The organism is Branchiibius cervicis, assembly GCF_042661605.1.
Classification (GTDB): Bacteria; Actinomycetota; Actinomycetes; order Actinomycetales; family Dermatophilaceae; genus Branchiibius; species Branchiibius cervicis.
On record NZ_JBHSWJ010000002.1, the window covers coordinates 1,900,083 to 1,923,196 of the forward strand.

Consider the following 23,114-nt stretch of genomic DNA (forward strand, 5'->3'; position numbering starts at 1 on the left):
TGGCGGTTCCAGGTAAACGTCCAAAAACCCTTAGGAGACAAGCACATGGCGCTCAGCGACCAGGAGATCCTCGCCGGCCTCGCCGACATCGTGAACGAAGAGACCGGTGTCGACACCGCGCAGGTCCAGGCCGACAAGTCCTTCACGGACGACCTCGACATCGACTCGCTGTCGATGATGACCATCGTGGTCAACGCCGAGGAGAAGTTCGGTGTGCGCATCCCCGACGACGAGGTCAAGAACCTCAACACGGTCGGTGACGCCATTTCCTTCATCCAGCAGGCCCAGGCCTGATGCCCGACGCGCAGCGCATCGTCGTCACCGGGCTCGGCGCGACCACCCCGATCGGTGAGACCGCGCCCGCAACCTGGGATGCGCTGCTGGCGGGGGTCAGCGGCGCACGGACTCTCACCCAGGACTGGGTGGCGCAGTACGACCTGCCGGTGACCTTCGCCGCGTCCTTGAAACAGGACCCGGCGGAGCGCCTCGCGAAGGTGGAGACGCGCCGGCTCGACCCGTTCGCGCAGTACGCCCTGATCGCCTCGCGCGAAGCCTGGGACGACGCCGGTACTCCCGAGGTCGAGCCCGAGCGGTTGGCGGTGGCCATCGGCACCGGGATCGGCGGCGTGCACAGCCTGCTGGCCCAGTACGACGTACTGAAGGAGAAGGGGCCGCGCCGGGTCTACCCGTTGACGGTTCCGATGCTGATGCCGAACGCTGCATCCGGCAGTGTCTCGCTCGAGCTCGGTGCCCGCGCCGGTGCCCACACGACGGTGTCGGCGTGTGCGTCCGGCGCCGAGGCGATGGGGTACGCAGCCGACATGATTCGCGAAGGTCGCGCCGACGTCGTCGTGACCGGTGGCGCGGAGGCGGCCATCCACGCGCTGCCCCTGGCGGGTTTCGCCGCGATGCAGGCGCTGTCGACCCGTAACGACGACCCGGCGCACGCCTCGCGGCCCTACGACGTGGACCGCGACGGCTTCGTCATGGGCGAGGGTGCCGCGGTGATCGTGCTGGAGAAGTACGAACACGCCGTCGCCCGCGGCGCCCGGATCTACGCCGAGTTCGCCTCGGTGGGCATGTCGGCCGATGCGCACCACATCACCGCCCCCGAGCCCGAGGGGGCCGGGGCATCCCGGGCGATGCTCGAGGCCCTGGAGCTGGCCGACCTGTCGGTCTCCGACATCCACCACATCAACGCACACGCCACCTCGACGCCGGTCGGCGACGTCGCCGAAGTGGCCGCGATCCGACGGGCCTTCGGCAGCGCCGCCGACGACATGGCGGTCACCGCGACCAAGTCGATGACCGGTCACCTGCTCGGCGCGGCCGGAGCCTTGGAGACCTTGATCACCGTTCAGAGCATCTACCACCGGCTCATCCCCGCCACCATCAACATCGAGAACCTCGACCCCGCGGTCGATCTCGATGTCGTGCGTGGTGATCACCGGAAACTGCCCGACACCACGGCCGCGCTGAACAACTCGTTCGGTTTCGGCGGGCACAACGTGGCGTCCGTTCTCAGGAGTGTCTCGTGACCCGGCAACCGTCTCTCGCCTCCAGCGAAACCCACGCTTCGGCACGCGCGATCGCGGTCGACGATCCGCGGAACCCCCTGCTGCGGTTGGAGAATTTCTTCGACGCGGACTCGGTCGACCTGATCACCGAGCCGGACGCCAGTGGTGCGCTCGCCGCCCGAGGCCTGATCGACGGCACCCCGGCGGTGGCCTTCGCCACGGATGCGACCATCCAGGGCGGCGCCATGGGGGACGCGGGCTGCAAGGTCATCGTCGCGGCGTACGAGTGCGCCCTGGCCGATCAGGTGCCGGTCATCGGCCTCTGGCACTCCGGCGGCGCCCGGCTGGCCGAGGGCGTCCTGTCACTGGACGCCGTGGGTCACGTCTTCGCGATCATGACGCGGGCATCGGGCAAGATCCCGCAGATCTCCGTCGTGGTGGGTCCCGCTGCCGGCGGTGCCGCCTACGGGCCGGCCCTGACCGACATCGTGATCCTGGCCGCCGAAGGACGCATCTTCGTCACCGGTCCCGACGTCGTGCGTTCGGTCACCGGAGAGGACGTCGACGCGCTGCGCCTCGGCGGCCCGGAGCCGCACGGCCGCCGCTCCGGCGTCGTGCACGTGGTGACCGACTCCGCGGAGCAGGCCTACGAGCGGGGTCGGCAGATCACCCATCTGCTGGGCGACCAGGGCACGTGGGGTGCCGTCGACGACCGCGACCTGGCTGCGCTGCTGCCGGAGTCGCCCAAACGCGCCTACGACGTCCACCCGCTCGTCGAGCAGATCCTCGACGATCCGCACACCACCGTCGAACTGCATCCGAAGTGGGCGCCGAACCTCACCACCGCCCTCGGCCGGCTGGGTGGGCGCACGGTCGGTGTCGTGGCCAACAACCCGATCCGCCTGGGTGGCTGCCTGGATGCGTCCTCGGCCGAGAAGGCTGCGCGCTTCGTGCGGATGTGCGATGCGTTCGGCGTTCCGCTGATCGTCCTGGTCGACGTACCCGGTTATCTGCCCGGCGTGGGCCAGGAGTGGGACGGTGTCGTACGCCGCGGAGCCAAGTTGCTGCATGCCTTCGCCGAGTGCGTCGTTCCCCGGGTGACCGTCGTCACCCGCAAGGCCTACGGCGGCGCCTACATCGCCATGAACGCCAAGTCCCTTGGCGCGACAAAGGTTTTCGCGTGGCCCGGCGCCGAACTGGCCGTGATGGGTCACGTCGCGGCAGTGCGCATCCTGCACCGTCGCCGCCTCGCGGAGACCGAGGGCGAGGAGCGCACCGACATGGAGAACCAGCTCGCGGCCGAGCACGCGGTCCTGGCCGGCGGCCTGACCCGCGCGCTGGAGATCGGTGTCGTCGACGAGGTCGTGGAACCCTCCGCGACCCGCACCGCGGTTGCCGCCGCCCTGGCTGCCGCACCGGCGCAGCGTGGGCAGCACGGCAACATCCCGCTCTAGGCAGCCGCCGGTTCCCGGTCGGTCTGGTCCTGGTCGGCGCGCCGCCGCAGATCGAAGAAGAGCAACCCGAGGCCGATGACCGCGGCGGGAATCACCACCGCGGTCAGCAGGCCGCCCATCAGGTCCTCGATCCAGATCGGCCAACCGGTCAGCAACAGCAGTGCCCCGCCGATGAACGGCCCGACGCCGGCGGCCGTGAGCACGAGCAGCAACGCGACGATCGCGGACTTCACCGGCCGGGTCCACACCAACTGGGCGCTGCGCTTGAACGCCGCCCGCAGCGGCCGCTCCTCGACGGCGGCAGCGGCCATGGCGAGCGACCACAGGGTGAGCATGATCAGCGCCAGCGGTGCGAGCCAGAAGGTGAGCAGCGCGATCCCCACCGCCGCCGCCGTCACCAGGAACACATAGACCGGTGTGCGGTGCGCGTTGACCTCGACCGCGGCGGCGCGTACGTCGGGTTCACGGCCGTTGCGCACCTGCTGCAGCAGGTCGAGAACGATTGCAGCACAGACCGCGTCGATGACGGCGACCAGCACCCATCCGATTCCGGCGATCACCCAGGTCCACCAGGCGTTCACGCCCGGATCGAGGTCGGTGATCGTTCCCTGCGGCCCGATGCGGGTCGCCAGACCGGTCACGGTGCGCACGATGTAGGTGCTCACGAAGAGCACTCCCGCGACCGGTAGCAGTTGCGGGGTCAGGCGCCATGCGACCCCGAACATCGCCGCCAGGATCTGGCCCACGTTGCGGGTGCGATCCACCCTCCCGGGCTCGCTGTCCCGCCACTTCGTCCGAACGCCCAGCCAGACGAACAGGGCGATCGCGGCCAGGATGAGCCCACCGGTCAGCACCGGTTGGGCGAGCAGCCGTTGGAAGAGCGTCGAGCCCTGGGAAACCATGCCGCAGAACGCCGAGGTAGCCATCGTCGGCACCTGCGGAAGGTCGACCGACGCCGGGCGGCCCTGGTCCTCGACCCACGCGATCGGCGTACTCCACTGAGTCTTGGTCGCCGGTCCGGTGGGCCCGTTGTTGAACGTCGGCTGCTTTTCGCCCCAGTGCCCCGTGAAGGCCAGCCAGGCGTACGCATCGCCCGCATCGGTCGGCACCGTGGTGGGCATCAAAGCGACGTGCGGCCGGATCTCGGTCCCCGGCGCCGAGGTGTCGTCGCAGCCGAACCCGGTGGCCGATCCCCGACCGAGCCAGTGCTGCTGGCTGTAGTACGACGCGTGCGAGCCCTGCCCGGGGTAGACCACCGGATGGGTGCCGTCGACCAGACGCAGTTTGTCCTCGCCCCAGTCGGCGGTTTCGGAACCCTCGTGCTGGGCGTACGCCGTGCGCGACGGCTGGGCGGTGAGCGCCGCTGCGACCGTGGGCACGTCGAAGTCGACCTGGATCATCTCCCAGTCGCTCTCGTGCCGGTCGTTCCAGTCGTTGTAGACGTAGTAGAACCAGTACTGCACGGCCACCTGACCCTGGTCGGTGACGACCCGGGCGTAGATGGTCGGCTCGTGGCCCTGCCGGATCTGGTCGTACCACTTCTCGTAGGTGCACCCCGGTTCGAGCGCGTTTCCCGGCAGATCCAGATAGCTGTTCGGTCCCGCGCCGGCCAGCTGCCGGGCCGTCGGAGCCTTGATCGTGCCGCGCGCAGTGCGCAAGGTGACCTCCGCGCGGCCCAGCACGGCGTCCACCGAGATGGGCAGATAGGGCTCGCCGTCGCCGCACTGCTTCGTGTGTTTGCGCACGACCAGGACCGGCGCGTAGCGGTCGGCGAGTTGCTGCGCCTGGCTGCTACTCGTCGTACTCGATGACGCGTCAGTAGCGGACGCCGGTGCCCATCCGGACAGTACGGCGATCAGCAGGGCGAGTAGTACGCCGCCGAGCGCGCTGCGCGGGGTCAGGAGACGCGGTGCAGCCACCGGACGGTGGCACCGTCCCCCGCGATTCGGAAGGGTTCGAGCTCCTGGTCCCAGGCGGTGCCCAGCAACTCGGCGACCTCGACGCGGAACTGCTCGGGGTTGCCGCCGCTGGCGATCAGCACCGAGCGCAACCGGTCCTCGTTGACCACCGCGTCCCCCGACGCGTTGGTCCAGGTGTGATGGATTCCCAGGTCGGGGGTGCTGGCCCACCGGGACCCGTCGCATCCGGGAGTGGGTTCCTCGGTCACCTCGTAGCGCACACCCTCCCAGCCCCGCAGGGCCGTTGTCAGGCGAGCGCCCGTGCCGGGCTCCGCCGCCCAGGAGAACTCGGTACGCACCGAGCCGGGGGCTACCGGCTGCTTGGTCCATTCCAGATGAACCGGCTGCCCCAGGACGCTCTCCAGGGCCCAGCCGATATGCGGGCACAACGAAACCGGGGTGGAGTGGATGAACACCACACCCCGGGCGACGGCGCGCGAACGCGATGCCGACATAACCTGCCTCCTTCACGGGACCGAGGACGTCTTCCCCTACGCCTCGAACAGTGAAGGACTCCCCCATTGTGCCCCACACGTCACAGGAGCACCAGGGGTCACAACAACCCGCTGGTGCTCCTGATCGCCGGTATGACGGCGTGACTACGCGGTGGGCGGGGTGGCCGACGGGTCGATCGGGGTGGCGGCTGTGCCCGGAAACCCCGAGGCGTTCGGCCGCAGCCCGGCTTCATCCAGCAAGGTGCCGGCCTGCTGGGCGAACTTGTGCTCGACCAGCAGTTCGAAGCTGCTGGGAACGATCGCGCTGACCGAGCTGAAGTCTCGCTGTCCGCGGGTGAAGGCGTAGCCGATCGCCGACCAGATCAGACCGAAGACCGCACCCCAGAGAGCGGTGTAGATCACGACCTGCCACACGGTGATGTTCTGGACGAACAGCGAGAAGATCAGGCCGATGAACAGACCGAACCAGGCACCGGACAGGATGCCGGCGGTGATGACCTTGCTCCAGGTGAGTCGGCCGGTGACCCGCTCGATCTGCTTCAGGTCCGAGCCGACGATCAGGCAGTTCTCGACCGGGAACTGCTTGTCCGACAGCAGGTCCACCGCCTTCTGCGCTTCCGGGTAGGTGGCGTAGGTGGCCAGAGACATCGGATATTCGAGTGTGAGCGCGGTATTTCGGGCGGCTGCGCCGAGGCCCATCGAGTTTGTCGACATGTTCTGATCGTATCGGCGGGGCGCGCCCACGGGCCCCGACTCGCCGCGGGCAACAGCGCCGTGGATCATGCCGGGCCATTTACACTGGCCGGGATCGGCATACAACGAGGTGGTCCCGGACGCGGAACGGCCTTGCCGGTTCGCAGCCACACGATCCCCGTTGCTGCGTGTTTCCGGAGCTACAGGAGCCCCCGCGAGTGCCACGCCCAGTATCCGCCAAGGACACCTACCTCCCCGGTCTTGATGGCATCCGCGCCATCGCGGTGGGCGCGGTGGTGCTCTACCACCTCAACGTGCCCGGCCTGTCCGGCGGCCTGCTCGGCGTCGGCATCTTCTTCACCCTGAGTGGCTTTCTGATCACCACCATCTTGTTGCGTGCCTGGGCGCGCACCAACTCGGTCGGCCTGATCGGTTTCTACCTACGCCGTGCCCGCCGGCTGTTCCCGGCCGTCGTCCTGGTGATCGCAGTGGTCATCGTCGCCACTCTCATCGCCGACCGGGACAATCTGGGCGCGACGGTCGGCAACGGCCTGGCCGGACTGTTCTACGTGGCCAACTGGCACACGATCGCCGCCGGGGAGATTACTTCGCCATCACCGCGGGCAACGGCGGACCGCTGGACCATCTGTGGTCGCTGTCGGTCGAGGAGCAGTTCTACTTCGTATGGCCGTTGCTCCTGATCGGCATGATCGTGCTCTTCCGCGGCAATCTGCGGGCGGTCGCCGTCGCTACGGGTGTGTTGTCAGCCATCAGCTTCGTGCTGCTGTACAAATTCTCGATCCGCCCGGCCGATGTGATGCCGGCGTTGTGGAGCACCACCCGCGCCTACGAGGGCACCGACACGCGGGCCGGCGGCCTGTTGATCGGTGCGATCTTCGCGATCGTGCTCTTCGAGCGCCCGTTCCGGGCCACCGCAGGGACGTGGAAGGCACCGGTCGACGTCCTGGGTCTGGCCAGCCTCGTCGGGCTGGGCTGGATCATCTACTTCAGCGGTTCGCACCCCGACTCCCTGTACTCCTGGGGCATCCTCGCGCAGTCGCTGCTCACCGCGGTCCTGGTGATCAGTGCGATCCACCCCGGCTCGATGATCGTGCGTAACGTCCTGGGCGCCCAGCCGTTCCGCTGGATCGGTGAGCGCTCGTACGGCATCTACCTGTGGCATCTACCGGTGATCTACTTCACCCCCAGAGCTGGATCGACGCACATCCCGTACCGACCGGCGTCGGCCAGGTGGCCGTCACGCTGATCCTGTCCGCGCTGAGCTGGACGCTGCTGGAGGATCCCATCCGCCGCAACGGGTTCCGGGCCGCTTTCCAACGCCCGGCCACCGGCGAGGGCCGCCGACGCGCCGTACCGGTCATCGTCTCCGGCTTCGCCGCTCTGGGCCTGGTCGCCAGCGTCGGCCTGGGCAGCGCATCGGCCCTGGGCGGCAGCGCCTCGGTCGCGGACCCCGGCAGCGAGGGCACGCCGGGAGCCATCAACACCCCGCCGCCGACCACCCCCGGCAAACCGGTGCACAACGGGATTCCGGGCAAGACCTCGTGTACGACGGTCGCCCACATCGGTGACTCAACCTCGATCGGCCTGGAGTCCCCCGCGTCCCTGCCGAACGTCGCCGACCGGATCACCGCCCAGTACAAGAAGGTGGGCGTGACGACGGTGAAGGAAGACATCTCCGGCGCTCGCGCCATCGTCGAGCACTGGAACAACCAACCCAACGGCCAGGACGCGATCGAGAAGTTCCAGAAGAACGGTTTCAAGGGCTGCTACGTGATCGCCCTGGGCAACAACGACGTCGCGAATCTCTCGGTCGGCGCTGCGTACTCGCTGGACCAGCGCATCGACATGGTCATGAAGCACACCGCCGGACAGCCGACGATGTGGCTGACCAGTCGCACCCTACGCACGGTGGGCCCCTACCGCGACGAGGGTTTCCCCGCGTTGTCGACCGCCCTGCAGAACGCCTGCAAACGCTGGCCGAACCTGCGGGTCTTCGACTGGCGCAGTGAGGTGCAGACCAGTTGGTACCTGCCCGACGACCGGATCCACTACACGACCAAGGGCTACCAGGAGCGCGCCAAGCGGATCGCCCTGGCGCTGGCGAACGCCTTCCCCAAGGACGGGAAACCTGCCCCGACGTGCCTGGTGTACTCGGGATTGAAGGCCAACCAGTGAGGGCGTCGGAGGCCCGTGCAGGCATGGCTCGGCGTACGTCGATGCTCGGGTCCGCATCGGTCCTCACCGTGGCGGCACTGACCCTGAGCGCTTGCAGCGGCGGCACGACTGCGGCGCCTTCGTCGACCTCCACCACGTCGTCCACGTCGTCACCGTCGTCCACATCGTCACCGACGTCCACGTCGGCCGCCGCGAGCACGACGAGTACGCCGTCGTCGACCGCCTCGGCGAGTTCGTCCGCTTCCGGTTCCATGACGTCGACCGCCTCGGCGACGGGATCGAGCGGCGCGGCGGCGGTCGCCTACCCGCAGACGTCGTGCACGTCGGTGGTGCACATCGGCGACTCGACCTCCGACGGACTGGTGGGCGCCAGTTTCCTGTCCAACCCCGCGTGGCGGATCGACGCGCAATACAAGGATGTCGGGGTCAAGAACGTCACGACCGACATCTCCGGCGCCCGCGCGGTGATCGAGCACTGGAACAACCAGCCGAACTCGCTGGACGCGATCGAGAAATTCGAGAAGCAGGGCTATCAGGGCTGCTACGTGATGGCGATCGGCAACAACGACCTGGCCAACATCAGCGTCGGTGGGGCCGGGCCGATCTCGATGCGGATCGACCTGATCATGAAACATGCCGGGTCCAACCCGGTGATGTGGCTGACCAGTCGCACCCTGCGCACCTCCGGTCCGTACACGGACGCCAACTTCCCGGCCCTATCGAACGCGTTGATCGCTGCGTGCCAGAAGTATCCGAACCTGCGGGTCTTCGACTGGCGCAGCGAGGTGCAGACCAGTTGGTACCAACCGGCCGACAAGATCCACTACACCAGCCACGGCTACCGCGAGCGGGCCGAGCGCATCGCCCGGGCGCTCGCGAACGCATTCCCGGCATCGGGCGCGACATCCGGATGCGTGGTCCACTCCGGACTGACCGCCAGCCAGTAGAACCACCCGTGGACTACACCGACGATCAGCGCTGGCTGGTGGTCGGCGGGCGGCGGTGGCGCCGGACCGATCCGTGCCTGCCGTCAGACCTCGTCTCCGCCCTCACATCCCAGCTCGGCCGTGGCCGGTCCAGCGTGCGGGTCGCTGGACGACGCGGCGACGACGACGCGGTGGCCGCGGCCCGTCAGCGCGTTGCCCTGGCCAAGCTGGGCCTTGGCGAGCGGGGGCCGCGTTGGTGGGAGCGTGCCGAATCCGCACGCATCGAGCAGGCCCGGCAATCGTTGCGACAACTAGAAGAACTCGACCGCACGCGCCCCGGCCACTAAGCCGTCGAGGCTCAGTCGACGCGCCGGATCCGGATCGGGCCCCGTGCCGTGCTGGGGTCGACGACGTGACCGTTCTGGGTGATCTGCACCCGGCCCTGGTCCACCAGCCGGCGCGCCGCCCGTCGCGAGGGTTCCATCAAGGTGCGCCACCCCTCTCCGCCGATGGCCCGGGCCGCTTCCGACGGGCAGACCGTCGCGGACCGCGCTCGATCCGAGAGCAGCTGCAGGATCGAAGCCTCCAGCTGCGCGTCCACAGCGGTGACACCGCGACGCCGGCAGGCACCGGAGCAGTAGCGCACCTGATCCCAGGAGCCGGCCCATTTGCTGCGCCACCGGAACCGCCGCCCGCAGGAGGCGCACACCTTGTCCTCCGGCTGGGTCATGGTGGGATTATCGACCGGCGCGGGCGCCAAGCACCCTTTCAGCGCAACGTGAACCCTCAGGACGCGCCGCGGTGAGGCGCCGTAGGGCGGCTGGGGCTTGAACCCAGGACCGACGGATTATGAGTCCGCTGCTCTAACCGGCTGAGCTACCGCCCCCTGCCCGGAATCACGGGGAATCCGCTGGCGCGCCCACCGCGTGACCGGCCAGGTCTTGGCCGATCGGCGAGTAAGAACACGTCCGCGACGATCCGGAGCACCGCTAGGCTACCCGTCCTCATCCCTGCCACTGCACGGCGCATCAGTCGGCCGGTTTTCCTCACCGCCCGGCCCAAGGGCACCGATCCAGTCGTCTCGGGCGTCCCGCCGACCGATGGCTCAACCCAGGCCGTCGCGGCGCCCCGCAGCCGACCATCCTTGCTCGACGTTCCCGCGGCGCTACCTCCGTGAGCAGGATGATCTGACCCAGCGACGCGCTAGGCTCAACGGGCATGGCGATGGTGTCAGCTTTCGCATCGGCGATGCTCGCCGCAACACCTGTTGCTGCGATGTCCGCCGTACCCGCTCAGAGCGCTACCGCAACTGCCTCGTGTGTGGTCTTCGCGGTACGAACCGGCGACACCGGGGCCGCGGTCTCGGTTGTGCAGTCCCGGTTGAGGATCACAGCGGACGGGGTCTTCGGCGCGGTGACAGCACGAGCGGTCAAGACGTTCCAGGCTGGTCACAAGCTGGTCGCCGACGGCGTCGTAGGACCGCTCACCTGGGCGGCGCTCGGTGGATTCCCTTGCAGCGCAGTCGGATCCCAGGCCGTTGCCACGGTTACGGGCATCAGTTCCGCCGTCGCCGCACGGATGCGTTACTCCTACCGCTTGGGGTGCCCGGTCCCGCTCAGCTCACTGCGGTATCTGCGCCTGCCTTACTGGGGCTGGGACGGCAGGTACCACGTCGGTGAGCTGGTGGTGAATTCATCGATCGCGACCGTTACGGCAAAGACCTTCACCACTTTGGCCACACAGCGCTTCCCCATCCAGCAACTTCGCCTGGTCGACGACTTCAAGGGCGACGACGACGCATCAGTGCGGGCCAACAACACCTCGGCATTCAACTGCCGCAAGATCACCAACGGATCAACGTGGTCCCAGCACGCCTACGGCAGAGCCATCGACGTCAACCCGTGGGTCAACCCCTACGTCTTTCACGGCCGGCCGCAGTTCGACACCTTCACCCACGTTGCCCGCACCGCCGGAAAGGGAAAGATCCTGCGCGGAGACGCCACCTACCGGGCTTTCATCGCCTCCCGGTTCAGCTGGGGAGGCGACTGGAAGAACGGCGTGCTGGACTACCAGCATTTCGAGCACGCCTGAACCACTCGCGACCCTACGTCGCGTAGGGCAGAGAAGAGCTCGACAGGCTCGCGTTCCTGCCCGCCGACGTTCGAGCTGTCACTCCAGAAGTGGCAACCGCAGGTCGACCACCGTCCCCTGCGGCTGCCCCGCTCGGACGCCCAAGCCCCCACCGGCGGCTTCCATCCGGACCCGCAGTGAGGCGAGTCCGAGGTGACCTTGTTCCAGTCGTGCGGCCAGGTCGACCGATCCCATCCCACGCCCGTCGTCCGCCACGGTGAGCACGGCCTCACCCCCGTCGCGGCGGAGCGTGACCTGTACCCGGTCAGCTTCTGCGTGCTTCACCACGTTGGTCAGCAACTCCCGGGCACCGGCGAACAATTGACTGTCAACAGGGGTCCGCAGCCGGTCGTCCCACCCTTCGACTATCAGGGAGACCTGCAGGGGCTGTCGGGCCCGAACGGTCTCGACCAGGTCGTTCAGGGCAGCGGGCAACCCGGCGGCCTCAAGGACCGCCGGGTGCAATTGACTGGTGGTGGAACGCAACAGGCGCGCCGCCTCCCGCAATGCCTCGTCGACGCGCTGTCCTGCCGACGGGTCTCCCTCGGCGACGTCCTCCAACTGCTGCCGGGCGCCCAGGACGTACTGCAGTGCGCCGTCGTGCAAGACCTCGGCCAGGTCCTGCTGTTCTCGCTGCTGCACCACGAGTAGTTCCTCAAGCAACGCGGTCCGGTCGGCCAGTAGCCCGGCAATCCGCTGCACCCGCGCCCGCTGCAGCCTGGACAGCAGCACGGCGCCGAGGCCGACCGCGCTCAGCACCACGGTGCGCAGCACCACGTAGGACCAAGGCTCGCCGCCGACGTTACGGATCAGCGCCCCTGCGACGAACTGGACCAGGACCGTCGGAGCGACCACCGCGGCGCACATCCACGGGTTGAGTTGTGCCGCAGCGATGATCGGGATCACGAAGAAGCCGTTGATCAGCAGGTACGGGGTCCAGGACTGGGTGGCTGCGGTGTCGCTGAGCAGGGTCAGCAGGGTCAGCACCGCGACATCGACCACGAGAGCGACCCAGAGCAGCCGTTGCGCCCGTGGGTCGGCGGTGGCCAAGAATCCGGTGCCGATGGTCCAGACCAGATAACAGCCGACTATCACCCAGCAGGGGATCAACTGCTCGGCGGGCGGCTCGGTGAGTAACACCGCCACGTAGAAGCCGACCAGCAGCAGCCTCAACAGTTGCCGGATCCGGGCCGCGCGCAGCGCGTGAACCGGCAGCTCCGCGGCGAGGGTCACTCCAGCAGTCCGCGGCGCATACCCTCGGCGACCGCAGCGGCCCGGTCCGAGACCCCCAGCTTGTCGTAGAGGCGCTGGGTGTGCGTCTTGACAGTGCTGGCGCCCAGGTACAGCTCGGCGGCCAACTGAGGGATCGACAGACCACGGGCGAACCCTTCCAACACCTGCTGCTCACGCTCGCTGAGCGAGGGCCCGTCCTGCTGGCGCTGTCTGCGAATCTGCTCGGCCAGCCCCGCCGTCAACTCCGCTGGGACCACGGTTGCTCCCTTGGCGATCCGCCGTACTGCGTCCACGATCTCCGCGCGACTGGCCTCTTTGGACAGGTAACCGCTGGCGCCCTCCTGGATGGCCCGGAAGACCACCGAGCTGTCGGTCAGTGCGGACAGCACCAGGGTGCGGGTCGGTAGATTCTCCCTGGCCACTGCGTGTACGACGTCCAGGCCGTCGAGATCGGGCATCTGGTAATCCAGCACGGCCACGTCCGGTGCTTGGGACCGGATGAGTTCCAGGCCCTCCCGGCCGTCACCGGCCTCGCCGATCACCTCGACGTACCCGCTGTTGCGTAGGCCACGGCTCAGTCCGTCGCGGAAGAACGGGTGATCATCCACCACCACGACTCGAACGAGGCGCGCGTGAGTGCTCTGGCCCGGGCTCATGTCACCTCCAGCGTTGGGGTAGTCCAGTCGAGCGTGACGCAACCCGGCGGGACATGTCCACCACGCGGGTCATCAGTACAGTGCGCGTGGCGTGGCCGGTCGCGCGTGGTGGGGACCGATCCGTGCCGGCCGGTCCCCACCATTCGTCATACGTTAAGACTGTGCCTTGCAGCCAACGAGATTGCCGCTGTACTGGTCCCAGATCGGCAGGTTCGTCGTGGTCAGGTAGGTGTTCTGGAAGTACGGCTCGACCACGCCGACGTTCGTGCTCGAGGTCGGCGGGATCTTCGGGTTGATCGCTCCGCTCAGCTGGTCTGCGGTGGCCGCCGGCAGACCGTATTTCTGAGCCACTCCCTTCTTGCTGTATGAGCCGAAGTTGTTCGGGTCGGTGATCGCACCGATCCAGGACACTGTGCCCACGCCTGCCCAGAACGCGTTCTGATCGGAATTGGAGAACGGGTCGGCCCAACCCGATCCGGGCCATTCCGTGTTGAGGCAGGAGAGGGGATTGCCGAGCGACGACGGTCCGGTCCACACGGTGTATACCGGAGCCATCAGCGTGCCCCACAAATACTGGTTGACGCCGTACGCGGTGGCCCGTTCGACGTCGCCCTCGTGGTTTCCGGAAAGCGAGTACTCGGTCCCGAGCAGGTGCGCACCCTGCATCAGCTTCATCGGGTCCGATGCGAGGAAGTCACCGTAGACAGCGAACTGGGTCGAAGCGTCGTTGAGATTCGTCGCGAGGGTGGCCGCGGCGGTGTCCTGCGTGACCCGCTCGGTGCCGCCCACCTGGACTCCGGGACCGCTGTCGGCCTGGAACATTCCCATCAGTTTGAGCCCGCTGGAGAAGTACCTTATTTCGGGCGCGGCGGGGCCAAAGGCCGTGACGACGTTCGTCATCATGGTCAGCACGTTCGCAACGTCAGTGTCGATCGTGGCGCCGGAGGTTGGCAGGTTCTTCAGGATGTCGTCGCCGATGGTGCCCGTTTGCACGATCGCGCTTTCCGTGGCGTTGCCGAAGATGTTCTGATAGTCCTCGATGGTGGTGTAGATGATCGAGGCGTTCTCGAATTCGGTCTTGACCGCCGATTGGACCGTCGCGAAGTCGGCTGCCGTGTAGCCACCGGCGCTGCCCTGTCCGGCATTGAACGACAGCCCCGACACGTTCAGAGCGTCTGACAGCAGCACGCTGGTGTTCGTGTTGCACAATGCGCCGCGGATCGGGTCGGGAGCGGCCGGACAGAGGAACTTCGCCGGATCGCTCGGGATCAGGCTGCCCGAGGGATTGACGAGGGCGCCTTGGATGTCGTTGAAAGCTGCCTGCTCCGCCGCGGTCGGGGTCCGCAGTCCACCGGAGCCGTCCGGTATCCATGCCTTCCACGACGAGGGCGTCTGGTAGACCACTTTCATGAGGTCGTTGTCGCCCTCGATCTGCCCGTCACCCGCCGCCGTGGTGGTCATCGGCACGTAGTCGTTCTGGGTCTGGTCGCGCACGAGCAGCGAGGCCAGGGTGCCGTCCCCGCTGCGTTCCTTGCTGGCTTCTTGGCCCAGCCAGCCGTAGGGCAGCGCAGCTGCCTTGTTCGGATCGGTGTACCGGGCGCCGATGAGCGCGTATTCCTGGTCGCTGGGACCGGAGGCGGTGCCCATGTGGCTCAATACGTCCGCGTTTCCGCCGAGCGTTGTGATGGCCTGCGCGAGCGGCCCGGTGCCTGCCAGTTGCGGCAGCTTTCCGAAGCCCTGCAGCATGACGGTGACGTGGCCATCGTCGATGGCCTTGGTGAGCGCGGTCGCGAGCGAGGAGACTGTCGCAGCGTCGGCGGACGGGTCTCCGACGAACGAGTAGGCGGTGGCCGGATCGGTCGGCTGGCCGATGTTGTTCAGAGTCAGGAGCTCGAAACCGCCGGTTGCGCCGCTCGACAACGACACCGGGTAGGAGGTGCCGCCGATCGTCATCGTGTTGCTGGTGGCGCCGTCGTCGGCCTGACGCGTCTGGACGGTGAGCATGTCGCTGTCAGTCCAGGTTGCGGGGTTCACCCCGGCTGCCGGCTCCAGCCAGCCGTGCAGGTTCGTATTGCAGTTCCCGTAGGGGTTGCAGTCGTAGTGGCTCTCGTTGTCAGCCACTTCCCGGGTGCCGATCCACATCCGGGATCCGTTCGGTGTGCCGGCGAACGAGACGTCGTGGTCCTTCCACACCGCGATCGTGACCGTGCCGGCCTTCGGGGCCACCCCGGTGCCGTCGAGACTCGACGCCACCGGTGCGAACGTCGCAGCGTCGAGCTGCACGATGATCGCGGAGCCGATCGAGAGCGTTGAGGTGTACGCCGTGTCGGCGACGGACATCGTGTTGTAGTTATTGCCGCCGTCCACCGACTGCAGATCGGTACTGACGTAGAGACCCTGCGCTCCGAGCGCCGGTGCCTCGTCGGCTCCGAGGCGGCCTGAACCCAACGTGTGTTTGAAGGTCCAACTCTTGGTAGCCAGGCCACCGTGCTGATCCTGGACGACCAACGAGGCGCGGTTGACTCCAGAGCGCAGCCCGGAGATCTTGGTCAGCCGCCAGCTGTGGGTGCTGCTCGACCCAGGGTCGTTGATGTCTGCGACCGGTACGCCGTTCAGCGTCAACGTGGCCGTTGTGGCTCTCGCGGTGCGAGCGTTGATGGTGACGGCGGAGCTGTCGACGTTATGGGTCTGCACGTTGGTCAGCAACCCGCGCACGGTATGGCCGACGACGAAGGTCACGGAGTCGGTCCCGCCGTCGCCGTGCTTGGTCAGGGCTCGCACGATCAGCTTCTGCGTGCCGTTACCGACCCGAGCAACGGGCACGTCCCCGCTCCAGGATTGACCGTGACGGCGAAGCATGCCAGAGATGTTCGTCGTGCCGATGTACGCCTTGATCCCGGTGACGGCGGTACCGGTCCGAAGGCTCACCCGGACGGACTTGCCCGTGACGACGCCGATCGCCGACGGGGCGGTGATCACGACACCCGTCGACAGGAAGGCCCGGTGGGCCGCGCCGTTGGCAGTGACAGCAGCATGGGCCGGGACGGTCGTGCCTGAGGCGACTCCGGCGGGGACGGCAGCCGCCAGTGCGAGACCCGCTCCGACCGTCGCAACGAGTGTTCGGCGGGTCGAGCTGGTGGCGATGCGCTTGGTGCGGTTCATCGTGGTCGTCCGTTCTGGGATGGGGCCGGAAGCGTCCGGCCGGCTGGGTGAGGTGGTGCGACGAACTTCCCGCCAGAATGTGGAGGCTCCCTCACAAACCGCTCACATCGTGGTGCGGCTCGGATGTGAGCTGTTGGTGAGACCGGCTCGGGATGATCGCCGGACCCGACAGCGAAGGCGAAGCACATGACAACGACGCGACAGCTCGGTGTCGGCGGGACCCAGCCCGTCCTGATCGCCGGTACGGCGGCGCTGCCTGACGAACACGCGGTGTTCAACGCGGAGGCGCAACTGGCTGACCTGTGCGCCACCGGCGCGTTCACCCTGCTGGACGGCTGGGTGCAGCGTTGGCCCGTCCCTTCGCTGGACCCGTGCGGGCGGGCGGTACGCAATGTGGCAAGGGTGCGTCCGTTGCCGGCTTCGGTCTGGGAACGGCTCGCCCGGGAACTCACACGGCCCGGCACGGCGTTGGTGCCGTCTGCCGACCTCGCCCTGCGCCCCGGTGACTCGCTTCTCGTTGCCTTCCTCACCCGTCCTACCGGCGGAAGTATCAGCGCGCGCGAATGGGCGGCTCTTGCCTACGAGCGCACCATCACGGCCGAGGACTACCGCGGCCTGCTCGGCGACTAAGGGTGGCCGTAACGGCTGGCTCCGACGTCGACTGGGCGGGCTATAACGTCAGCGCTGAAGCATTCGAGCCCCGGCGCCAGGCGCTCTGGAAGTCGTCGATGGGAAGTAGGTCGCGCACCGCCTGCAGCATCGGTTGCACGGCAACCAAATAGGGCCACGATGTCCCCGCCGCGAATGCGGTCGCGCGCGCCTCCGCGAAGAGGGTGACCGCGCGGTTGAGGTCTGCGCCCAGTACCGCGAAGGCACCGGCGAACTCCAGCATGACGGGGGTTACGAGGCAACCCAGACGCTTCTGGTAGCTCGCGGCCTGCTCCAGCAACTGATTGCCTGTTGGGACGTCCTGCTGCAGCAAGGCGCACATCATCCCCAGCAAAGTGGCCAACCAGGCCGCGTAGAGGTTGTCCTGCGCCAACGCACGATCCCGCAGTTCGTTCGCCCGGCGGATCGACGCATCGGCGGTTTGTGGCCCGACCTCGAGCAGGGTCGCCAGCAGTGCAGCATGCAACTCGGCCGTGCTGTCGCCGGCCTCGCCCAGGCGCTTCAGTTCGGCGTCGACGATGTCCAGCTCACGACCGCCTTGTGTCAGCGTGGCCCAACGTATGGTGGCGAGCAGCTGCGTCGTCATGCCGTCTCGCTCGTGCCCGGAGCGGGCCACCACGAGCTGGATCTGCGACTCTGCCAGGTCGGGTCGGCCGCTGACGACGTAGGCACACGCCAGGGTCATGCGCGCCAGGTCGCGGTCGTGCGGGTCAGCCCCGGTCAGGTTCACTGCGAGGGGAGCCAGACGCAGGGCCTCGATGACCCGGTTGGTGTAGTAGTAGTAGAGCGTCAGCCGGCCAAGTAAGTACACCCCTCGAGGGCTGGGCTCGGTCACCAGGCTCTGCTGAAGGACGGCGGCCAGGGTGTCGTGGTTGTCCGAGACACGGGGAAACCACCCCGTGACGTCGGGCCGTTCGAAGTCCGGGTGCGAGGCCACCAGTTGCTCGACGTACCAGGCCCGGGCGCGGATGGCCGCATCGCCCTGCCCGGTTGCGGCAAGTACCCGTTCCGCGTGAGCCCGGACCGTCGCCAACTGCCGGTAGCGTGTCGGCCGGTCGGGCTCGGTGGGACGGACGACAGCCAGCAGCGAGCGGTGTACGAGCTGGGCCAGCAGGTGCGGCACCGACTCCGGCGATACGCCCTCGGAGGCGACCACGGCGCTGGCTGCCTCGAGGGTGAACACCCCAGGCAGCACCGAGATCCGGGCGTGCGCGACAGTCTCCGGGGTGGATAGGAGCCGGACGCTCCACTCGATGGATCGGTCGATGGTGTCGTGGTGGGAAATGTCGCCGGAGCCGATCCGGGACAGATCGGCCAGGCTGTTGGTGACCTGGGCGAGGATCTCCTGGATACCGAAGCTGCGTATGCGGGCCGCCGCGAGTTCGATGGCCAGTGGCAGGCCGTCAAGCGCGGCGCAGATCGACTCCACGACGGCGATGTCCGGGTTGGGGTCGAGCGTCGGCTCGAGGTCGGCGACCCGGGCCAGAAACAGTTGCGCTGCGACCGTGGCGCCGGTCTCGATACCCCGGCCGCCGCCGACTGTGTCCCGGGTCGGTAGCGGTGCCAGGCTCCATAGCACCTCCCCGGGCACGCCCAGAGGTTCCCGGCTGGTGGCCAGAACGCTGCTCTCGCCGTCTGCGCCGAGCAGATGCGCCACGACCGGTCCGAGACCAGGCAGCAGGTGCTCGCAGTTGTCCAGCACCAGCCGAAGGCGGCGGTCCAGCAGGTAGCTGCGCAGGCTGGTCATGACGTCGCCGGTCGCGGGCGCGGCGACACCGAGTTGGGAGGCGATCGAATACACCGCAGCAGAGGGGCTTTCGGCGGCAGTGAGGTCTATGAACCAGACTCCGTCCGGCGAGGAACTCAGCGCTCGACGGGCCGTCTCGATGGCTAGCCGCGTCTTGCCGCAGCCGCCCGCACCCACGATGGTCACGAACCGGTGCTGCTCGATCGCCCGCGCCAGACGGGCCAGCTCGTCCTGACGGCCGATCAGGGTCGTCAGCGTCAGCGGTAGGTGCGTCGGCGTTGGTCCGGCGGTGGCGCCGGGCGGTTGGACGGTCGCGTTCCTCGGCGCCGGGTTGATGCCGGGGGCCGCTGCAAGGCCTGGATCCCGACACAGGATGCGCTGGTGAAGGTCGCGCAGTCCCTCTCCCGGCTCCACGCCCAGCTCATCCAGCAGCAGCGTCCGCACCTGACCGTAGGCAGCAAGCGACTCCCCGATGCGGCCGGAGCGGTATCGGGCCAGCATCAGCAGCTGCCAGACGCGCTCGCGCAGAGGGCTTGACGCCATCAGCTGCTCCAGCAGGATCAGTGCACGGTCATTTTCGCCCAGCCGTAGGAGAGCGTCGGTGTACTGCTCCTGCACCTGACCATGCAGTTCGTCGAGGCGGGCCAGTGCGGGCAGGGCCCACTCCTGGTCGGCGACCGCCTGGAACGGCGTACCCCTCCAGAGGTCGAGGGCCAGGGCGTACCGGTCCGCAGCCCGCGTTGCGTCGCCGGTCGCGAGAGCGGCATCGCCCTGCTCGGCGAGCTGGGCAAACCGTAGGGAATCTGCTTCGGTGGGGTCCAGGACGAGGCGGTAGCCCCCGTGGTCGCCGACCAGGACACTCCACGGTGCTCCGCGCCGGTGGTCCGGTTCCAGGACACCGCGCAGCCGCCAGATCAGGGACTCCAACGGCCCGGTGACCTCGGCGACCGATCGGTCACCCCAACCGGCAGTGACCAGCTCGTCACGGGAGACGCGGCTGTTGACCTTCATCAGCAGGGCGCTCAGGACGCGCTCCGGCTTCGGTCCTCCCACCCGCTGCACCTCACCGACGTGACCGTGCCGCTCGATCTCGACGCACAGCGGTCCGAGATCGCGAAGGCGCAAAGCCGGTCGCACCGAGCCGGGTTGTCTCGCAGCGAACCTCACGCCCACAAGTGAGAGCGTAGCCAGCGCAGCAGTGCGCCCGTGAGCCTTCGGTCGATCCCGGCCACGCACGCATCTCGCCGCGCTGCGCGTGCGCGCCGCCACTGCTGTGTCCCCCGATCGGAGGACCCGCAGTTCAGCCGTCCGGTCAGCCCATCGGGCGACAGCCTGGAAGCCGGGCCGCCCGGAAGCTTGAGCCATCGGTCCGCAGCCCGTGGACCCGGCCCAAGGAGTCACGATGAAGTTCCAGAAGATGTTCCTCACCAGGACGGTCTGCTCGGTCGCAGCGGCGGCCTCACTCGGCGGAGTAGCCCTGAGCTTGTCCCCGTCCGCCTCGGCTGCGACCCCGCAGGAGCACCTCGGCGGTGCGCCCTGGTCGCAGACCTACGACTACACCGGCGGCGTCCAGTGGACGACCGTCCCGTCGGATACCGACCAGCTGAGCATGCATGCGATCGGCGGCGACGGTGGCACGTTCGGTGTGTGGCCGGGCACCGAGTTCGAGGGCAGCGGTGCCGTGGTCGACGGGTCCATCGCCGTCACCCCCGGGCAGCGGATCGCAATCTCGGTCGGCGGGATGGGCGAGTCCGGTGGCACCACCTCATCCGACCCCCATGGTGGTTGGGGCGGCCTGGGGCTGGACGGCGGCAGCGGTAACGGCGCCAGCGATCATCTGCGCACCAGCGCCGGCGGCGGCGGTGCTACCGTCATCCAGATCGAGAACGCCGACGGCTCCGACCTGCGCACGATCGTGATCGCTGCCGGCGGTGGCGGCGATGGCGGGGCCTCCGGCGACATTTGCGAAATCGGCAACGGTGGTGACGGCGGTGCTGGCTGGAACGGCCAGAACGGTCAATCCGCAACCGACGGCGGCGTGATCGGCGGCGGCGCGGCCGGCGGAAAGTCGGCCACGCAAGCCAGCGGTTCAGGGGCTCGAGGCCTCGGCGGGTCCGGGTTCGGCGGCAACGGGGGCGGCGGGGGCGGCGGCTTCGCCGGTGGCGGAGCCGGCAGCGGAGCCGTGGGGTTCAACGCCGGCGGGGGCGGTGCCTCCGGCAGCTCCGCGGTCGAGGGCGTCATGAACGCCACCATCAGCCCGCGGTACAGCTACGACACGCAGCAGACCGCCGCCAACGGACAGGTTGTGCTGACCTGGATGTACGTCTGAGCCATCGCGTAAGGACGGTCCGATGCTCGAGGGGCAACGGGCCGTCGCTTGCGTGCGTCGCCCGACGCTTACCGGGCGGTACTGCCGAGCGAGCCGAGAGCGACGCGGGTTCGGGACGTTCACGTGGCATGTCGCGACGTTGTCGGAGCATCGCTACATGCACCCCGTCGTGGAGTTCGCGCACCGGTACGCCTGTGCCGACAGGTGCCCTGCCGATGACCGGACCAGGATTCGCGTGCCGAAGGGCCGATGGTGGTCGGCGACGCCTCCTGCGACGGCCGTGCGCCAGGCGGTTACATCACAATCCTGAAAATAAGCTGCGTCTTCCTGTCTTTTTGCTGAATGCGCTGTCTACAGTGCGTGCATGACCTCACCTGCACAAGGCGACGGCCCGCTGATCGTCATCGAATCGGTCAACAAGCACTTCGGCGATCTGCACGTGCTGCAGGACATCAACCTGTCCGTCGGCCGCGGCGAGGTGGTCGTGGTGCTCGGCCCCTCCGGGTCGGGCAAATCCACGCTGTGCCGGGTGATCAACCGCTTGGAGACGTTCGAGTCGGGAACCATCACCATCGACGGCCAGGCCCTTCCCGAGGAGGGTGCGCAGCTGGCAAAACTGCGCGCCGACGTCGGAATGGTCTTCCAGTCGTTCAACCTCTTCGCGCACAAGACGATCCTGGAGAACGTCACTCTCGGACCGATCAAAGTCCGCAAAATGCCCAAAGCACAGGCTGATTCGCTGGGCAAGGAACTCCTCGAGCGGGTCGGCGTGCACCAGCAGGCGAGCAAGTATCCAGCCCAGTTGTCCGGTGGCCAGCAGCAGCGCGTCGCTATCGCTCGCTCGTTGGCGATGAAACCGAAGGTGATGCTCTTCGACGAACCCACCTCTGCGCTCGACCCGGAGATGATCACCGAAGTCCTGGACGTCATGACCGGCCTGGCCAAGGACGGCATGACGATGATCGTCGTCACCCACGAAATGGGCTTCGCCCGCAAGGCCGCCGACCGGGTCGTGTTCATGTCCGACGGGCAGATCCTCGAGCAGGCTCCGCCGGAGCAGTTCTTCACCGACCCGCAGACCGACCGGGCCAAGGACTTCCTCAGCAAGATCCTCGCCCACTGACTTCGCAGCACCCACCAATCAGGAGGAATCAGATGTTCCGTCACACCACTGCGGTCGCCGCCGGCGCCGCCTCGGTCGCCCTTTTGCTCGCCGCGTGCGGCGGCGGCTCGTCGTCCTCCGGCGATGGAGCCTCCGGCGGCGGCTCCATCAAGATCGGCATCAAATTCGACCAGCCCGGCTTGGGCCTGAAGTCCGGGAACGACTACACCGGCATGGACGTCGACGTCGCCAAGTACGTCGCGAAGGAACTGGGTTATGAACCTGGCAACATCTCGTGGATCCAGGCCCCATCCAAGCAACGCGAAACGCTGATCAAGTCGGGCCAGGTCAACATGGTGGTTGCGACCTACTCCATCACTGATGCTCGCAAGAAGGAGGTGTCCTTTGCGGGACCGTATTTCGTTGCCGGACAGTCAGTTCTGGTTCGAAGCGACAGCGACATCAGCAGCGTCGACGCATTGAAGGGCAAGAAGGTCTGTTCGGTCACCGGCTCCACCTCGGTGAAGAACCTCGAGGAGAAGGTGAGCGGCCTCGTCCCTCAACAGTTCGATACCTACTCCAAGTGTGTCGAGGCCCTCTCCTCCGGCGCGATCGACGCCCTGACCACCGACGACACGATCCTGGCCGGCTTCGCCAACCAGGACGCCTACAAAGGCAAGTTCAAGCTCGTCGGCGGCACCTTCTCGACCGAGAACTACGGGATCGGCCTCAAGAAGGGCGACACCGCCATGTGCAACAAGGTCACCGACGCGATCAAGAAGATGATCGACGACGGCAGCTGGAAGAAGATCGTCGAGGACAACCTGGGCACCGACTACAAGTACGACACCGCGAAGAACCCGCCCACCCCCGCCGCCTGCAGCTGA

At 67.8% G+C, this 23,114-nt stretch carries 21 protein-coding genes and 1 tRNA gene; 13 read left to right on the forward strand and 9 right to left on the reverse strand.

The genetic code is table 11. The features are described from left to right. Nucleotides 1–45 precede the first annotated feature (45 nt). From ACFQBT_RS09945 to ACFQBT_RS09955, 3 genes are read left to right on the forward strand one after another with little or no spacing between them, the layout of a single operon-like run. Nucleotides 46–294, forward strand: a complete 249-nt coding sequence (locus ACFQBT_RS09945) for an acyl carrier protein (RefSeq protein ID WP_377822365.1) — start codon at nucleotides 46–48, stop codon at nucleotides 292–294. Next, complete coding sequence (fabF, locus tag ACFQBT_RS09950) at nucleotides 294–1,538, forward strand: beta-ketoacyl-ACP synthase II (RefSeq protein ID WP_377822366.1); 1,245 nt, start codon at nucleotides 294–296, stop codon at nucleotides 1,536–1,538. The genes ACFQBT_RS09945 and fabF overlap by 1 nt, the downstream gene beginning before the upstream one ends. Continuing rightward, nucleotides 1,535–2,971, forward strand: coding sequence for a carboxyl transferase domain-containing protein (locus tag ACFQBT_RS09955; protein ID WP_465252287.1), 1,437 nt, complete (start codon nucleotides 1,535–1,537; stop codon nucleotides 2,969–2,971). The genes fabF and ACFQBT_RS09955 overlap by 4 nt, the downstream gene beginning before the upstream one ends. Here ACFQBT_RS09955 and ACFQBT_RS09960 read toward each other — a convergent pair. From ACFQBT_RS09960 to ACFQBT_RS09970, 3 genes are all read right to left on the reverse strand, one after another. Then, entirely contained in the window at nucleotides 2,968–4,890 is a 1,923-nt protein-coding gene (locus ACFQBT_RS09960; protein ID WP_377822368.1) for a hypothetical protein, read from the reverse strand. The genes ACFQBT_RS09955 and ACFQBT_RS09960 overlap by 4 nt on opposite strands. Next, nucleotides 4,869–5,384, reverse strand: a complete 516-nt coding sequence (locus ACFQBT_RS09965; RefSeq protein WP_377822370.1) for a DUF3145 domain-containing protein — start codon at nucleotides 5,382–5,384, stop codon at nucleotides 4,869–4,871. The genes ACFQBT_RS09960 and ACFQBT_RS09965 overlap by 22 nt, the downstream gene beginning before the upstream one ends. A gap of 144 nt (nucleotides 5,385–5,528) precedes the next feature. After that, nucleotides 5,529–6,098: a YflT domain-containing protein gene (locus ACFQBT_RS09970; RefSeq protein WP_377822372.1), complete on the reverse strand. Its 570-nt coding sequence runs from the start codon at nucleotides 6,096–6,098 to the stop codon at nucleotides 5,529–5,531. Nucleotides 6,099–6,295: 197 nt separating this feature from the next. On the opposite strand from ACFQBT_RS09970, the gene ACFQBT_RS09975 reads away from it, so the two are divergent. The 5 genes from ACFQBT_RS09975 to ACFQBT_RS09995 are packed head-to-tail and all read left to right on the forward strand — an operon-like array spanning nucleotide 6,296 to nucleotide 9,546. Continuing rightward, complete coding sequence (locus tag ACFQBT_RS09975) at nucleotides 6,296–6,778, forward strand: acyltransferase family protein (RefSeq protein ID WP_377822374.1); 483 nt, start codon at nucleotides 6,296–6,298, stop codon at nucleotides 6,776–6,778. Beyond that, entirely contained in the window at nucleotides 6,733–7,344 is a 612-nt protein-coding gene (locus ACFQBT_RS09980; RefSeq protein ID WP_377825435.1) for an acyltransferase family protein, read from the forward strand. The genes ACFQBT_RS09975 and ACFQBT_RS09980 overlap by 46 nt, the downstream gene beginning before the upstream one ends. Further along, the gene (locus ACFQBT_RS09985; protein ID WP_377822376.1) at nucleotides 7,329–8,273 is read left to right on the forward strand and encodes an SGNH/GDSL hydrolase family protein; all 945 of its coding nucleotides are present in this window, start codon (nucleotides 7,329–7,331) and stop codon (nucleotides 8,271–8,273) included. The genes ACFQBT_RS09980 and ACFQBT_RS09985 overlap by 16 nt, the downstream gene beginning before the upstream one ends. Nucleotides 8,274–8,296: 23 nt before the next feature. Further along, the gene (locus ACFQBT_RS09990) at nucleotides 8,297–9,220 is read left to right on the forward strand and encodes an SGNH/GDSL hydrolase family protein (protein ID WP_377822378.1); all 924 of its coding nucleotides are present in this window, start codon (nucleotides 8,297–8,299) and stop codon (nucleotides 9,218–9,220) included. Then, nucleotides 9,184–9,546 (forward strand): biopolymer transporter Tol, encoded by a 363-nt coding sequence (locus tag ACFQBT_RS09995; protein ID WP_377822380.1) that lies wholly within the window; start codon nucleotides 9,184–9,186, stop codon nucleotides 9,544–9,546. The genes ACFQBT_RS09990 and ACFQBT_RS09995 overlap by 37 nt, the downstream gene beginning before the upstream one ends. A gap of 11 nt (nucleotides 9,547–9,557) precedes the next feature. Here the strand turns inward: ACFQBT_RS09995 and ACFQBT_RS10000 are convergent, their stop codons facing one another. Together ACFQBT_RS10000 and ACFQBT_RS10005 are read right to left on the reverse strand one after the other, a co-directional pair. After that, nucleotides 9,558–9,929, reverse strand: coding sequence for a DUF3253 domain-containing protein (locus tag ACFQBT_RS10000; protein WP_377822382.1), 372 nt, complete (start codon nucleotides 9,927–9,929; stop codon nucleotides 9,558–9,560). A gap of 82 nt (nucleotides 9,930–10,011) precedes the next feature. Next, nucleotides 10,012–10,085 (reverse strand) — tRNA-Ile (locus ACFQBT_RS10005). A gap of 332 nt (nucleotides 10,086–10,417) precedes the next feature. Between ACFQBT_RS10005 and ACFQBT_RS10010 the strand changes: the two genes are divergently transcribed. Then, the gene (locus ACFQBT_RS10010; protein WP_377822384.1) at nucleotides 10,418–11,290 is read left to right on the forward strand and encodes a M15 family metallopeptidase; all 873 of its coding nucleotides are present in this window, start codon (nucleotides 10,418–10,420) and stop codon (nucleotides 11,288–11,290) included. A gap of 78 nt (nucleotides 11,291–11,368) precedes the next feature. Here the strand turns inward: ACFQBT_RS10010 and ACFQBT_RS10015 are convergent, their stop codons facing one another. The 3 genes from ACFQBT_RS10015 to ACFQBT_RS10025 all read right to left on the reverse strand — a co-directional run bounded on the left by ACFQBT_RS10015 (nucleotide 11,369) and on the right by ACFQBT_RS10025 (nucleotide 16,380). Beyond that, the gene (locus ACFQBT_RS10015; protein WP_377822386.1) at nucleotides 11,369–12,562 is read right to left on the reverse strand and encodes a sensor histidine kinase; all 1,194 of its coding nucleotides are present in this window, start codon (nucleotides 12,560–12,562) and stop codon (nucleotides 11,369–11,371) included. Beyond that, nucleotides 12,559–13,218 (reverse strand): response regulator, encoded by a 660-nt coding sequence (locus ACFQBT_RS10020; protein WP_377822388.1) that lies wholly within the window; start codon nucleotides 13,216–13,218, stop codon nucleotides 12,559–12,561. The genes ACFQBT_RS10015 and ACFQBT_RS10020 overlap by 4 nt, the downstream gene beginning before the upstream one ends. 153 nt (nucleotides 13,219–13,371) lie before the next feature. Then, on the reverse strand, nucleotides 13,372–16,380 hold the full coding sequence (locus ACFQBT_RS10025; RefSeq protein WP_377822390.1) for a hypothetical protein: 3,009 nt from the start codon (nucleotides 16,378–16,380) through the stop codon (nucleotides 13,372–13,374). Nucleotides 16,381–16,566: 186 nt separating this feature from the next. Between ACFQBT_RS10025 and ACFQBT_RS10030 the strand changes: the two genes are divergently transcribed. Beyond that, the gene (locus tag ACFQBT_RS10030) at nucleotides 16,567–17,010 is read left to right on the forward strand and encodes a hypothetical protein (RefSeq protein WP_377822392.1); all 444 of its coding nucleotides are present in this window, start codon (nucleotides 16,567–16,569) and stop codon (nucleotides 17,008–17,010) included. A gap of 40 nt (nucleotides 17,011–17,050) precedes the next feature. On the opposite strand, the gene ACFQBT_RS10035 is transcribed toward ACFQBT_RS10030, so the two are convergent. Then, the gene (locus tag ACFQBT_RS10035) at nucleotides 17,051–19,969 is read right to left on the reverse strand and encodes an AfsR/SARP family transcriptional regulator (protein WP_377822394.1); all 2,919 of its coding nucleotides are present in this window, start codon (nucleotides 19,967–19,969) and stop codon (nucleotides 17,051–17,053) included. Between the two features lie 229 nt (nucleotides 19,970–20,198). On the opposite strand from ACFQBT_RS10035, the gene ACFQBT_RS10040 reads away from it, so the two are divergent. The 3 genes from ACFQBT_RS10040 to ACFQBT_RS10050 all read left to right on the forward strand — a co-directional run bounded on the left by ACFQBT_RS10040 (nucleotide 20,199) and on the right by ACFQBT_RS10050 (nucleotide 23,114). Next, a complete protein-coding gene (locus tag ACFQBT_RS10040; protein WP_377822396.1) occupies nucleotides 20,199–21,125 on the forward strand; it encodes a glycine-rich protein in 927 nt (308 codons plus the stop codon). A gap of 364 nt (nucleotides 21,126–21,489) precedes the next feature. Further along, nucleotides 21,490–22,248: an amino acid ABC transporter ATP-binding protein gene (locus ACFQBT_RS10045; RefSeq protein ID WP_377822397.1), complete on the forward strand. Its 759-nt coding sequence runs from the start codon at nucleotides 21,490–21,492 to the stop codon at nucleotides 22,246–22,248. 32 nt (nucleotides 22,249–22,280) lie between these two features. After that, nucleotides 22,281–23,114 carry a glutamate ABC transporter substrate-binding protein gene (locus tag ACFQBT_RS10050; RefSeq protein WP_377822398.1) on the forward strand — a complete coding sequence of 278 codons (834 nt, stop codon included), beginning with the start codon at nucleotides 22,281–22,283 and terminating at the stop codon, nucleotides 23,112–23,114.